Here is a 12,536-nt window from a genome sequence, read left to right as displayed (position 1 = left end):
CGCCGCAACGCGCAATAGATCGGAATAATTGTGACATTTTGAATGACGCCCACCGCTTGCGGCGCGCGCCGGCGCAAAGCTAGGCTGCTCGTCCGAATGCAATTTCCGGAGACGCCCGATGAACGCCCGCCGGCTTCCGACTGCCGCGCTCACCTTGCTGATCTCGGCCGCCAGCGCCGGCGCCGCGCCCTGCGGCGACGGTCCCGGCGGCTTCGAGGCCTGGCTCGACGACTTCAAGCAGGAAGCGGCCGCGGAGGGGATCTCTCGGCGGACGATCGAGACGGCTTTCGCCGGCGTCGTCTACGATCCGGCCATTATTTCCCGGGACCGCGGACAAAAGGTCTTTCGGCTGAGTTTCGATAGCTTCGCCGGGCGGCTCGTCACGCCGTCGCGGCTCGCGCGGGGCAAATCGCTGCTCCAGCGCCATGCGGCGCTGCTGCGCCAGATCGAGGAACGCTATGGCGTGCCGGGGCCCGTTCTCGTCGCGATCTGGGGGCTCGAGACCGGCTTCGGCGCCGACAACGGGCGTTTTCGAATCATGCAGTCGCTCGCGACGCTCGCCTACGACTGCCGCCGCTCGGCGCACTTCGCGCAGGAGCTGAAGGACGCGCTGAAAATGGTCGCGCGCGGCGACGTCCCTGCCGCGCAAATGCGCGGAGACTGGGCCGGCGAGATCGGGCAGACCCAATTCATGCCCTCCTCCTACCTCGCCTATGCGGTCGATTTCGACGGCGACGGACGACGCGATTTGGCGCGTTCCGTTCCCGACGCATTGGCTTCTACGGCGAACTATCTGAGAGGCAAGGGCTGGCGCGCCAGGGCGGGGTGGGAGGAAAACGAACCCAATTTTCCGGTTCTGCTGGAATGGAATCAGGCGCGAGTCTACGCGAAGACTCTCGCATTATTCGCGACGAAGCTTTCGCAGTAGATCGCATGGCGCGCGGCGGCGTCCCTCGTCGCAGGCGAAATGAAAAACCCGCAAGGGCGATCGTCCCGCGTGGCCAGCCACGGCGAGCGCTCTGAGGGACGGGACAGAAACGGCATCGAAACATGCTATTAAATAATTGATTATCAATTATTTTATTGGTGCAGAGAATTTTTATGCCAACAAATATGCCATCTTGTCGGTTGCGTGAAACGTCCGCCCGTCGACCCGGCCGGCTGCCGCAGCCAGTGGATAAAATCTGACGCTTGGAGCCCTTTCGACGTCTCCAGCAGGAACGATCTCCACGTCAGGCGCCATTTCCTGACCTTCATACAATTCGTAATGCGGCTATCGCCCCTATTTGACGGTCACGCTGTAGAGAACGCTGGTTGCGATCGTCTCGCATTCATCCAAGACCGTGAGATTTTTCGCGCGAACCCAAGCCAACGTCGCGCCGCCAAGCTGGGCGATCGTACCGCGATAGCCGCCGCCCGTGGCGATCAGCCGCCAATCCTCGGGAGAATTGAGCGGGTGGCTTCCGGCTTCCGCGACGACCTCGGTCTGCTCGATTCCAGCCTCGTTGAGCATCGCGCGCAGCCGCGCGGGGTCGAACTCCGCTCCCAAGGGTTGAACCCCTTTACAAGGTCAGGGCGTTCCGCGCGAATGGCTTCCCAAAAGGCGCCATTGGCGGTTCATCCCTAACCGGGGCGGCCAGTTTGAGGAGACGCTCGACGCCGACGGGCTCTTCCTCAAGCAGCGGCACGACGGCATAGCGGCCGGCATGAGTCGTCGCGACCTTTTCCACTTCCGCCAGCTCGTTTTGGGCGCGCTTGCGTAAGAGGGGCGAGCGCGGGCGCGCCGCCGCGACGCTGTTATTGACGACCCATGCCCATGGCTCGATCCCGGCGCGCCGCAAATCGGCTTGCAGGCTGGCGGCTTCGAGGACGGGCGTCGTTTCTGCCAAGGTGACGAGCAGCACTTTGGTCCGCTTGGGATCCTGAAGCTGCATCATCGGCGTCGTGTAATGCGCGCCCCTGGCGTCCAGCATCCGCGCGACTTCGCGGTGATAGGCCCCCGTCGCGTCCAACAGCAACAGGGTGTGGCCGGTCGGCGCGGTGTCCATGACCACGAATTTTTCGCCCGCCTCGCGGATGATGCGGGAGAAGGCTTGGAAGACGGCGATCTCCTCGGTGCAGGGCGAACGCAAATCCTCTTCGAGCAGGGCGCGCCCTTGCGCGTCGAGGTGTGCGCCTTTCGTCCGCAGCACCTCCTGCCGGTAGCGCCCCGTTTCGGCGTGCGGGTCGATACGGCTGACCGTCAGATGCGCCATGGAGCCGTGCAGCGTCTCGGCCAGATGCGCGGCGGGATCGGACGTGGTGAGGTGAACCGGAAGCCCACGCCGCGCCAGCTCGACGGCGACCGCCGCCGCCAGCGTCGTCTTGCCGACGCCGCCCTTGCCCATCAGCATGACCAGCCCATGGCCTTCGGCGGCGATGTCATCAACGAGATCGGAGAGGCTTGCCGCGTCGCGACGATAGCGCCGGTTGATGAGGATGGGATGTTAGAGGTTGAACCCGATCAACTCATTTTCCGTCCATTTGGGATCGGCAAGGCCGGGCGCGTCATAAGGCGTTCCCTTCTGCCGCGGCGGCTCGCGCGCAAAAGCGATCGGCCGCGGACGCCGAGACAGGAAGTCTGTCAGAAAATGGGGAATCTGTCGATATATGGCGAACGCCAACCGGCAAAGCACTGGTGCCCAGGAGAGGACTCGAACCTCCACGGCTTTCACCACTGGTACCTGAAACCAGCGCGTCTACCAATTCCGCCACCTGGGCACGTGGGCGCTCTCTTACGGGCGCCGCGGCGGGTCTGTCAATGCGCCCTGCGCGAAAAAGCCGCGCCAGAGGCGCAAAGCCCGAAAAGTCGCCCCGATTGCGGCGGCGCCGCATTTCCTTCCCGGCGGTTTTTCGCTAGAGCACGGGCGACGCATGTTGGCCGGCCCTGCCGGCGCGGGAACGGAGCAGAGAGCGATGAGCGGCGTGAACGTGGGCGCGGGACGCGTGGTGACGGTTTTCGGCGGATCAGGCTTCGTCGGGCGCTATGTCGTGCGGGCGCTCGCGCGCGACGGCTGGCGCGTGCGAATCGCCTGCCGCCGCCCGGATCTCGCCTTTCATCTCCAGACCGCGGGCCGCGTCGGTCAGGTCATGGCTGTGCAGGCCAATGTCCGCCATCCCGAATCGGTGGCCGCAGCGCTGCATGGCGCTTCCGCCGTCGTGAATCTCGTCGGCATTCTAGCTGAGAGCGGCGCGCAGAAATTCGCGAAGGTCCAGGCCGAAGGCGCGCGGACGATCGCCGAAGCGGCCAAAGTCGCCGGCATCGACGCCTTCGTGCATGTGTCGGCGATCGGCGCCGACCCGAATTCGGCGTCGGCCTATGGCCGCAGCAAAGCCGAGGGCGAGGCGGCGGTTCTCGCCGCAATTCCCGGCGCCGTCATCCTGCGTCCCTCCGTGATTTTCGGCGTGGAGGACGAATTCTTCAATCGCTTCGCCACCATGGCTCGCTATTTCCCGGTCATTCCGGTCGTCGGCGGGCAGACGGCGTTCCAGCCAGTCTATGTCGGCGACGTGGCGGAAGCGGTCGCCGCCGCTCTCGCCGGCCGCGCAAAGGCCGGCGCGATCTACGAACTCGGCGGGCCGGAAAAGAAGACCTTCGCGGCGCTCGTCGATTATGTCCTGAAGGTCACCGAACGCGATCGCCGCATCGTCCAGCTCTCCTTCGGGACCGGCAAGCTCGTCGCCGCGATCACCCAGCTCCTCGCCAAACTGTCGCTCGGCCTCTTCCCGACGATGCTGCGCATGACGGCCGATCAGGTCGAACTGCTCAAGCACGACAATGTCGTGAGCGACGCGGCGGTCAAGGAGGGCCGCACGCTTCAGGGACTGGGCATTCAGCCGCAGTCGATCGAGGCGATCGTTCCCACCTATCTCTATCGCTATCGCAAGACCGGCCAGTATCAGGCGCAACGCCTCGGCGCGTGACGCGCGCGCCGGAACGTCAGCGTCCCCGGCGCTCCGGCGACAGCATTTTGTGAATGCGCGTCATGAAGGCGACGCCGAAAAGCGGCGTCAGCACGTTGAGCCCGGGCGTCGCCACAAAGGCGGCGATGAACAGACCCGCGACGAAAATCTGCGGCGCAAAGCGGCGGCGGAGCGCCGTCGCCTCCTCGAGCGAGCGGAAGCGCGTCGCGGCGAAAAGGAAATATTCGCGCCCGAGCAGATAGGCGTTGGCGAGCAGAAACGCCGCCGCGTTGAGCCCCGGCACGAGCAGCAGAAACAGCGCCAGAATATTCACGCCCGCCGAGACGGCGGCGAATTTGGCGCCCATCAGAATAGCCTGCGCGGCGGGAATCGCCCGGCCTCGCCGGTCCGGCGGATAGAGATCCGCCTCCACGACGTCGGCGAGATCGTCGAGAAACAGTCCGGCCACGAGCACGGAAATCGGACCGAGCAGGAAGGCGAGGAAAAGAAACAGCCCCACGCCTGTCGCATAGGTCAGCGCGAGTTGCAGCCAGGGATGATCGACCGCGATGTAGGCGAGCGCGAGCCTGTCGAGACCGACCCAAGCGAGCGCCAGGAAGAGAATGGTCATCCCGACGCTTTTGAGAAGGACGTTGCGGAAGGGCGGCGAGACGATTTCTCGCAGCGCCGCCAGAGCGGCGTCGAACATGACGGTCATGCGCAACCTCTTGCAACCGCCCGCCCGGCGGCCGCTGGTCACATGGCGATGCGGCCGCGCCGGCGCAAGAGGGCGGCGCGGACGGCGCTCACCCCGCCTTCGCCACCTCGCGCTGCGCGAAGCCGAGCCGGATGTTCAACTCGTGCAGCAGTTGCTCGGCCGCCGCCGGGATGTTCGTGCCGGGCGGGAAGATCGCAGCCGCGCCGAAATCATAGAGGGCCTGGAAATCGTCCGGCGGAATAACGCCGCCGACGACCATCATGATGTCGCTGCGCCCGACGCGCGCGAGCGCGTCGCGCAGCTCCGGGGTCAGCGTCAGATGGCCGGCGGTCATGGTCGAGACGCCGACGATATGCACGTCGGCCTCCTTGGCCTTCTGCGCCACTTCGTCGGGCGTCGCGAAGAGATCGCCGATCACCACGTCGAAGCCCATATCGGCGAAAGCCGAGGCGATGACCTTCTGGCCGCGGTCGTGGCCGTCCTGGCCCATTTTGGCGACGAGGATGCGCGGCTTGCGGCCGGTGTTTTCCTCGAAGTCGCGGGTCATGCCGACGACGCGGCCGACCTGCTGGCTGTCCTTGCCCGCTTCCTTCGCATAGACGCCGGAAATCACGTTGGCCTTCGGCTTGTGGCGCGTGAAGACCTTTTCCAGCGCGAAGGAGATTTCGCCGACGCTCGCCTTGGCGCGCGCCGCCTTCACGGCGAGGTCGAGGAGATTGGCGCCGGAGGTCGCGCCCTCGGTCAGCGCGTCGAGCGCGGCCTGCGTCGCCGCCTCGTCGCGTTCGGCGCGCAGGCGCTTCAGCTTGTCGAGCTGCGCGGCGCGCACGGCGGCGTTGTCCACCTTCAGAACGTTCGGCTTCGCGTCGTTTTCGGGGCGGTATTTATTGACGCCAACGACGACCTGCGTCCCGCTGTCGATGCGCGCCTGCGTCTTGGCGGCGGCCTCCTCGATGCGCTGCTTGGGCACGCCCGCGGCAATGGCCTTCGCCATGCCCCCGAGCTTCTCGATCTCCTCAATATGCGCCCAGGCCTTCTTGGCGAGTTCGGCGGTGAGGCGCTCGACATAATAGGAGCCGCCCCAGGGGTCGATCACGCGCGTCGTGCCGCTCTCCTGCTGGAGAACAATCTGCGTGTTGCGGGCGATGCGCGCGGAGAAGTCGGTCGGCAAAGCGAGCGCTTCGTCCAGCGCGTTGGTGTGCAGCGACTGCGTGTGGCCTTGAGTGGCGGCCATCGCCTCGACGCAGGTGCGGATCGAGTTCACGTAAACGTCCTGCGCGGTGAGCGACCAGCCGGAGGTCTGGCAATGGGTGCGCAGCGTCAGGCTCTTTTCAGACTTGGCCCCGAGATCCTTCATCAGCCGCGCCCAGAGCAGGCGCGCGGCGCGCAGCTTCGCGACCTCCATGAAGAAATTCATGCCGATGGCGAAGAAGAAGGAGAGGCGCGGCGCGAAGGCGTCGATGTCGAGCCCCGCCGCGACGCCGGCGCGCACATATTCCACGCCGTCGGCGAGGGTGTAGCCGAGTTCGAGATCGGCCGAGGCGCCCGCCTCCTGCATGTGATAGCCGGAGATCGAGATCGAGTTGAACTTCGGCATATGCTTCGAGGTGTAGGCGAAAATGTCCGACACGATCCGCATGGAGGGGTCCGGCGGATAGATGTAGGTGTTGCGCACCATGAATTCTTTGAGAATATCGTTCTGGATCGTGCCGGTGAGTTTGTCGGCCGAGACGCCCTGCTCCTCCGCCGCGACGATGAAGAGCGCGAGAACGGGCAGCACCGCGCCGTTCATCGTCATGGAGACGGACATCTGATCGAGCGGAATGCCGTCGAACAGCGTGCGCATGTCGTAGATCGAGTCGATCGCGACGCCCGCCATGCCGACGTCGCCCATGACGCGGGGATGGTCCGAATCGTAGCCTCGATGGGTCGCGAGGTCGAAGGCGACGGACAGGCCCTTCTGGCCGGCGGCGAGATTGCGGCGGTAGAAAGCGTTGGAGTCTTCGGCGGTCGAGAAACCGGCGTATTGGCGGATCGTCCAGGGCTGGGCGACATACATGGTCGAATACGGCCCGCGCACGAAAGGCGCGACGCCCGGATAGCCGTCGATGAAGGAAAGGCCCTCGACGTCCGACGGACCATAGGCGCTCTTCACCTCGATCCCCTCGGGCGTCAGCCAGCTGCGGGCGGGCGCGTCTTGCGCAATGGTCGTGGCGGCGAAGGGGATTTTGGCGAAATCGGGGATCGCGGACATTTCTTCCTCGGACTTTGGTTTCAAGGCGTTTTAGACCACCGCCCCCGCCAGCGCAAAGGCGGCGGACGGCCGCGCGCGGCGCGACCCCCGCGCCAGGCCGAAAATCAATAACTTGAAAAGGAAATAATTGGGAAAAATTGTAGCTTCGGCGACATTGCGAAACATAGATGGCCATCGTCTCTGCAAAATAATGCTCAAGTTCACGTCAACGCCCAAGCTTTAGTAATACATTTTTCAATTTACTTTTTGAAGACAATCAAGGTAATTTTTAATTCAGGGGCGAACGGGGCTTTACAGTTATTTTTTATTGGGGGGGGCAGAAATGGGCGAAAAGGCTAAGCTTCGAAGAGGCTTTGCAGCGATGAGCCCTGAACGGCGGCGGGAAATCGCGAGCAAGGGCGGGAAATCGGTTCCGGATGAAAAGCGAAGCTTTTCGGTCAACAGGGATCTCGCCGCCAACGCCGGACGCAAGGGCGGGGCAAATGTCGATAGCTCGAAGCGGTCTTTTTCAGTCGACCGCGAACTCGCGCGGGAAGCGGGCGTGAAGGGCGGCAAGGCCGAACGCAGTCATTGAGCTGCGGCCAGGCGCGCTGAAGTCACCGCTTCTGGATCGACCCCAAATAAGCGAGCAGCGCGTCGATCTGTTCGGCGCTGAAGCGAAATTGCGGCATGTCCAGGCCCTCATGGCCGACGACGATGCCTTCGCCCAAAGCTTCCTCCAGGTTGCTTAAAGGGTATCTGCGGGCAAGCTCACGGAACGGCGGCGACTTGGGGTTGGGGCTCGCGCCTGCGGAGCCCGCCGCATGGCAGCCGCCGCAGTTTCGCTCGGCGAGGATGCGTCCGCGCAATAGAAGACCTTTCGACGCGGGCGCGCCGAACGCGGGGCCGGCGAAAGCGAGAAGGGCGCAGAGCGACACGAATCGTAGCATTTGCCCAATTCTATAGAGCCGCGCCCCCCGCTGTCACGCCGATAAGCTATTTGCGCACCACGAGGACCGAGCATTTGGCGTGGCGCACGATCGTCTTGGCGTTGGAGCCGAGGAGATAGGTCGCCATGGTCGGACGGTGTGAGCCGACGACGATGAGATCCGCGCCCCAGTCCTCCGCCTCCGCGAGAACTTCCGGATAAACGGCGCCAAAGCGGACGATGGTCGACGGCTTCGCGCCGCGAAGCTCAATCTTGTCGGCGATGGCGGCGAGATCCTTTTCCGCCGCCTCGCGCATTTCCTCGTCGAAGTTCGGCGGAATGTAATCGATGAAGGCGACTGGGACGAGCGGCTGGACGTTGACGAGCCGCAGTTGCGCATCGGGCGCGCTCTTCGCGAGCGCGACCGCCGCGTCGAGAGCGAGTTGCGTCATTTCGGATTCGCCCAGATCCACGGGCACGAGAATTTTTTTGTACATCGCCGCCTCCCTCTCATCTTTTTTCAACTTTGCCGGCCGCCTGCACGCGACGCTCGCCCCGTGGGCGCGAACGCCAAGGAGCGTCGCCGCACGCGCGATCGTTCGAGCGTTCGTCGGCTATAATGCCGCATTGGATGTTGCGCGCCAACGTTGCAACTTCCGCCCTCGCCGACCGGCCGCGCGCCCGGACGGGGCGCTCATATCCTGGCGGGCCGCATGCTCAATTTGGCAGGCGCGTTCTCGCTGGTCATTTCGTTCATTCTCGGCGGTCTCGCGGACGCCCGGGCGACATTTTGTCCATCGCCAAGCTTCTGCGCCCATTATGGGCGCCGCCGGATTGACGCGACGGCGGCGCCAAATAAATGTGGCGTGAGCTGGCGATCCCCCCTCGCTGGCGTCGCCCTCCTTGGGCGTCCTCCCAGACTTGGGCCGCCAACCTTGGCGGCCCATTTTCTTTTCGGAGCCGCAACCTCCTCAGACATAGGGCTTCAGCGCTCTCACGAGCCTGACGAGCCGTCTCATTTCCCGTCGCCAGAATTCCGCATAGACGGTGCGGATGATCGGCTGGTCGTCACGGACGGAAATGCGCCATTTGTCTTGTTCGCCCCTTTCGAGCAGGCCGCGCGATTGCAGCGTCAGCAATTTGCGGCGCACCGTTTCTCTGGGAATGCCGGTCATTTCCGCAATGCGCGAAGTCGTCGGCGCGGCGAGCCAGCGGCCGTCCTGATCGCGCTCGGCGAGCCGGCCGCGCTCCTCTCGCAAATAGTAGCGGGATACGAAGGTGAAGATCAGCAACTCGTCCAGATCGCCGTTGAACACTTGCCGGAAATCGATGAGTTGCGCCACAAGGAACTCGATGAATTCGTGCTGGAACGTCACATAGTGCTCTTGCACGATCGTATCGGGAAATCCCTTGTCGTCGATCATGAGACGCCCGATCGCTTGCGTGAGACGCTGCGCGGCAAAAACGCCATGAGGCGCGCGGCGCTCAATTGATACATCGCGCGTCCCGCGGCGCAAGGACGACGAATGGCCAACGAACCATCTTAATGGCATCTTAATGGCAAAAGAAGAAAGCCGCGCGGACGAGCGGCCAATGCCCTCGCCCGCGCGGCTCCCTCGCGGCGCGCATGCGCGCGCGACGTCAGTATTCCGCCGCCCCGAGATCATAGGCGGCGCGTTGCGGCCGGCCGACGCCGTCCATGTCGGCGGGCGCCTGTGCGACGACGGCGCCGGCGTCGATCGCCGGGCTTCCCGCCTGCAGATGAACGTCGGGCGACGACAGCGAGGCGTTTCTCAGCGCGGGATCGGTCGCTACGGCGTTGCCGCTCACGCTGCAGGACGCGCCATTGTCGTAAACTGCGCTCGCATCCGTCAGATTGTGGTCGAGATAGCAGCCGCGCGGGCCGAAGGCGTAACTGGCGACGGCGGGGCCGATCGGGCGCGAGAAGATGTTGTTGCGAATGTCGATGGAGCCGCCCGCGACGTCCCAGAGCATGATCGAACCCGCCTTGGCCGCGCGCGGATACATGTTCGGCCCTACGAACGTATTGTTCGCGATCAAGCCCGAGAAGCTCGACGCCGTCTGAATGTGCCATCCCCAGAGGGCGCGATAGAACACATTGTTGACGATGGTCATCGCACCGTGGCTGTAAATTCCGTGATCGTATGAGTTGGAATAAGCGGAACCTGTGTCGTCCGTGCGGCCGACGTCGTTGATCACGTTGCCGTCGATCCACATGATCGCGCCTGCGTCTGTGTAGACGCCGACTTCGCCGATGCTCGTCGTATTTGGCCGGTTTCCGATGTGGTGGATGTGGTTGCCGACGATCTTGATGTTCCTGCCGCCGTTGCTGTTAGACCAGACGCCGCCGGAATAGCCGCCGGTGATGTCGAAATCCTTGATTACCCACCAGGCGGAGTTGGATCCGAAGTTGATCACCGAATGACACCTCATCTGGGCGTCGAGAACGGCGCCCCATTTGTTCTGCGCCTTCAGCGTGATCGGAGCCGACGACGAGCCGGCGGAATTGATCGTAACGTACATGCTGTTGTTGGGATCGGTGCAGGACGCCGGCGGTCCATAGGTTCCGTTCATGACGACCCAGGTGTCTCCCGGGATCGCGCGCGCCGCCGCGTAGCCGATCGTCCGGCAAGGCGACGTCGTGGATCCGCACCCCGAAGCGTCGGTTCCAGCAGTCGATATATAGTAAGTTTGAGGCGTTGCGGGCGGAGCTGGCGTTTTCTTGGGCGGCCGCGCCAGAGCAGCTGACGAGACTACGAGTAAAGTGGAAACAGCCACGGAAAGACGCATCTGACTACCTCAAAATCGGCAGATTTGACGGGGCGAGGACGCTTGCGCGCCACGGCTTTCCTTTAGCGAAGGCGGCCTAAGCAACCGCTGACTGCGTTATTAAACTGTTATGCAATTACCCGAGTCGACATCTTCATCTTGGCTAATATCGGCCAAGGGAAAGAAGGCTGGCGACGGCCGCGCAATCGGAACGGCGGTCGCGACAATCCGTCGCAGGCGCCGCCGTCCAAGGCGATCGCGGCGCGTCGGCGCGACAGGCGACGCGGGAGCTTCGAAAGCCATCCGCCGGATCGTCCCTTTTCGCGATCGCACAATCGACGAGCCACGCATTCTGCGCGAACTGCGTCATCGGCGGATTTCAAGGCCGCGCCGGACGCCCGAATAAGTTCACAACTTGTGGAAATTGATTTGTCGTCCCGACGCCGCGTGCGCTTTCGATGAAACCGCCCGTGCGACGCAAAAACGGAAACGCCGACCATCGTTTCCCGCACGAATGTCGCGAAAGCCGAGCGCGCCCGACGTCCGGACGCGCGCCGCCGACCGGCGCCCTTTCGACGCGAGATTTTCTGAAGGGCAAGCAAATTCCTAAGGATAGTGCAACTTGGGACCGAACTGGACGCGCATTGCGTTCAATTTTTTCCCGAGAAGGCGTTTGACAAGGGCGAAGGCATAGCCGATTGAACTTCCGCGGCACAACGAAAGATAAGCCAAATCAGGCGCTGCGGGGAAACATTGAGCGACGTTATCGGACAGGCTTCCGGCCATCGGGAACTGGGGGAACCGGATGCAAGAGGGCTGGCGCAGCGCATGGCCGCGCTGAAGACCTTGGCGCGCGAGAAGGGATATTTTCACGTTCCGCTCTGGGAGCAGGCGCTGCGCGGCGTCGAACTCGTCGCCGTTCCCGCCTTCGCCTTCGCCCTGCTGTCGCAGGGCGGCGCAGCCGCCGCGGCCGGCGCCCTTGCGCTCGCCGTGCACTATCCCCGCACCGCCTATCTCGGCCATGACGTCGCCCATAATCAATGGGGCCCCCGCGATGACGCCAAGCCGCGGTTCATGCTCGGCCTCGTCTCGCTGTTCCAGGGCTTCGGCTCGGCCTGGTGGGTCGAAAAGCACGAACTGCACCACTCCTTCCCCAATGGATGCCGCATGTCGGAGGACGGCGTCCTCACGCCGATCGACGGCGACATCGACTCGGTGCCGTGGATCGTGTGGGACAAGGCGCTCGTCGATTACAACGACAAGTCCAGAAAGTCGGGCTGGGAAAAGCTCATGGCGCTGGTGATGCCGCGCTTTCAGGTGCCGCTGTTTTTCCCGCTTCTCTCGCTCGCGCGTTTCAACTGGAGCTGGCAGAGCATCGACACTGCCTTCCGGCGCGGCAAGCCGCTGGAGGGCGCGCTGTGCGTCGCCCATTGGGTTTTGGGGCTGACGCTCGCCGGTTTCCTGACGCCGGGTCCGGCCTGGACCGGCTGGGCGTGGTTTGCCGCCGCGCAGCTGCTCGGCGGGTTCATTCTTGCGGGCGTCTTCGTGCTCAACCACACCGGCATGGAGATCTATGACGCCACGCAGGCGAAAGGCTTCTATGACCGGCAGGCGCGTTCGACGCGTAACACGCCGAGCTCCAAGCTCCTCGACTGGCTCACCGGCGGGCTCAACAGCCAGATCGAACATCACATGTTTCCGACGATGGCCCGGCGCAATCTGAGCAAGATGCGCGATGCGACCCGGAAGGCCATGCAGGAATGCGGCTACGCCTATGAAGAACTGGAGAATCGCGAGGCGATGCGCGCGGTTCTGACCGCCCTTGACGAGGCGGCGCGCGCCTGAGCCGAGTCCAGGAGACGCAAGAGACGCCGCGCGGACCGACCCAGCGCTTTCTTGAAAAAGGGGTTCTGGCGGCGTCTACCGAT

Annotated in this window: 12 protein-coding genes and 1 tRNA gene; 4 read left to right on the top strand and 9 right to left on the bottom strand. The window is 63.9% G+C overall.

All coding sequences use genetic code 11. The annotated features are described in order from the left end of the window. Positions 1-118 precede the first annotated feature (118 nt). A complete protein-coding gene (locus ACV959_RS02165; protein ID WP_475738291.1) occupies positions 119-928 on the top strand; it encodes a lytic murein transglycosylase in 810 nt (269 codons plus the stop codon). A gap of 354 nt (positions 929-1,282) precedes the next feature. Here the strand turns inward: ACV959_RS02165 and ACV959_RS02160 are convergent, their stop codons facing one another. The 3 genes from ACV959_RS02160 to ACV959_RS02150 form a co-directional block, all read right to left on the bottom strand. Further along, entirely contained in the window at positions 1,283-1,549 is a 267-nt protein-coding gene (locus ACV959_RS02160) for a hypothetical protein (RefSeq protein WP_475738290.1), read from the bottom strand. 13 nt (positions 1,550-1,562) lie between these two features. After that, on the bottom strand, positions 1,563-2,393 hold the full coding sequence (locus ACV959_RS02155; protein ID WP_475738289.1) for an ArsA-related P-loop ATPase: 831 nt from the start codon (positions 2,391-2,393) through the stop codon (positions 1,563-1,565). Between the two features lie 282 nt (positions 2,394-2,675). After that, positions 2,676-2,760: transfer RNA gene (locus ACV959_RS02150), tRNA-Leu, on the bottom strand. Between the two features lie 195 nt (positions 2,761-2,955). Here ACV959_RS02150 and ACV959_RS02145 point away from each other — a divergent pair. Continuing rightward, complete coding sequence (locus ACV959_RS02145; protein WP_475738288.1) at positions 2,956-3,963, top strand: complex I NDUFA9 subunit family protein; 1,008 nt, start codon at positions 2,956-2,958, stop codon at positions 3,961-3,963. A 16-nt stretch (positions 3,964-3,979) separates the two neighbouring features. On the opposite strand, the gene ACV959_RS02140 is transcribed toward ACV959_RS02145, so the two are convergent. Together ACV959_RS02140 and scpA are read right to left on the bottom strand one after the other, a co-directional pair. Next, complete coding sequence (locus ACV959_RS02140; RefSeq protein ID WP_475738287.1) at positions 3,980-4,660, bottom strand: sulfate transporter family protein; 681 nt, start codon at positions 4,658-4,660, stop codon at positions 3,980-3,982. A gap of 88 nt (positions 4,661-4,748) precedes the next feature. After that, positions 4,749-6,911 (bottom strand): methylmalonyl-CoA mutase, encoded by a 2,163-nt coding sequence (scpA, locus tag ACV959_RS02135; RefSeq protein WP_475738286.1) that lies wholly within the window; start codon positions 6,909-6,911, stop codon positions 4,749-4,751. Positions 6,912-7,233: 322 nt separating this feature from the next. On the opposite strand from scpA, the gene ACV959_RS02130 reads away from it, so the two are divergent. Further along, a complete protein-coding gene (locus ACV959_RS02130; RefSeq protein WP_475738285.1) occupies positions 7,234-7,485 on the top strand; it encodes a con-10 family general stress protein in 252 nt (83 codons plus the stop codon). Positions 7,486-7,507: 22 nt separating this feature from the next. Here the strand turns inward: ACV959_RS02130 and ACV959_RS02125 are convergent, their stop codons facing one another. The 4 genes from ACV959_RS02125 to ACV959_RS02110 form a co-directional block, all read right to left on the bottom strand. Further along, positions 7,508-7,840 carry a c-type cytochrome gene (locus tag ACV959_RS02125; protein WP_475738284.1) on the bottom strand — a complete coding sequence of 111 codons (333 nt, stop codon included), beginning with the start codon at positions 7,838-7,840 and terminating at the stop codon, positions 7,508-7,510. Between the two features lie 46 nt (positions 7,841-7,886). Continuing rightward, entirely contained in the window at positions 7,887-8,315 is a 429-nt protein-coding gene (locus ACV959_RS02120; RefSeq protein WP_475738283.1) for a universal stress protein, read from the bottom strand. A 474-nt stretch (positions 8,316-8,789) separates the two neighbouring features. Next, positions 8,790-9,242, bottom strand: a complete 453-nt coding sequence (locus ACV959_RS02115; protein WP_475738282.1) for a helix-turn-helix domain-containing protein — start codon at positions 9,240-9,242, stop codon at positions 8,790-8,792. A gap of 217 nt (positions 9,243-9,459) precedes the next feature. Then, a complete protein-coding gene (locus tag ACV959_RS02110) occupies positions 9,460-10,413 on the bottom strand; it encodes a choice-of-anchor Q domain-containing protein (protein ID WP_475738281.1) in 954 nt (317 codons plus the stop codon). A 948-nt stretch (positions 10,414-11,361) separates the two neighbouring features. On the opposite strand from ACV959_RS02110, the gene ACV959_RS02105 reads away from it, so the two are divergent. Further along, positions 11,362-12,453, top strand: coding sequence for a fatty acid desaturase (locus ACV959_RS02105; RefSeq protein WP_475738280.1), 1,092 nt, complete (start codon positions 11,362-11,364; stop codon positions 12,451-12,453). The last annotated feature ends 83 nt before the right edge of the window (positions 12,454-12,536 follow it).

The sequence above is a fragment of the Methylocystis sp. Se48 genome, assembly GCF_056269425.1.
The sequence above is the reverse complement of the archived record's forward strand: the minus strand, read 5'-3'. Positions and strand labels throughout refer to the sequence as shown.

Coding starts and splice junctions, on each gene's coding strand:
- ACV959_RS02130 (WP_475738285.1), top strand. CDS start 7,234: ATGGGCGAAAAGGCTAAGCTTCGAAGAGGCTTTGCAGCGATGAGCCCT.
- ACV959_RS02145 (WP_475738288.1), top strand. CDS start 2,956: ATGAGCGGCGTGAACGTGGGCGCGGGACGCGTGGTGACGGTTTTCGGC.
- ACV959_RS02165 (WP_475738291.1), top strand. CDS start 119: ATGAACGCCCGCCGGCTTCCGACTGCCGCGCTCACCTTGCTGATCTCG.
- ACV959_RS02140 (WP_475738287.1), bottom strand. CDS start 4,660: ATGACCGTCATGTTCGACGCCGCTCTGGCGGCGCTGCGAGAAATCGTC.
- ACV959_RS02120 (WP_475738283.1), bottom strand. CDS start 8,315: ATGTACAAAAAAATTCTCGTGCCCGTGGATCTGGGCGAATCCGAAATG.
- ACV959_RS02155 (WP_475738289.1), bottom strand. CDS start 2,393: ATGCTGATGGGCAAGGGCGGCGTCGGCAAGACGACGCTGGCGGCGGCG.
- scpA (WP_475738286.1), bottom strand. CDS start 6,911: ATGTCCGCGATCCCCGATTTCGCCAAAATCCCCTTCGCCGCCACGACC.
- ACV959_RS02115 (WP_475738282.1), bottom strand. CDS start 9,242: ATGATCGACGACAAGGGATTTCCCGATACGATCGTGCAAGAGCACTAT.
- ACV959_RS02125 (WP_475738284.1), bottom strand. CDS start 7,840: ATGCTACGATTCGTGTCGCTCTGCGCCCTTCTCGCTTTCGCCGGCCCC.
- ACV959_RS02110 (WP_475738281.1), bottom strand. CDS start 10,413: ATGAACGGAACCTATGGACCGCCGGCGTCCTGCACCGATCCCAACAAC.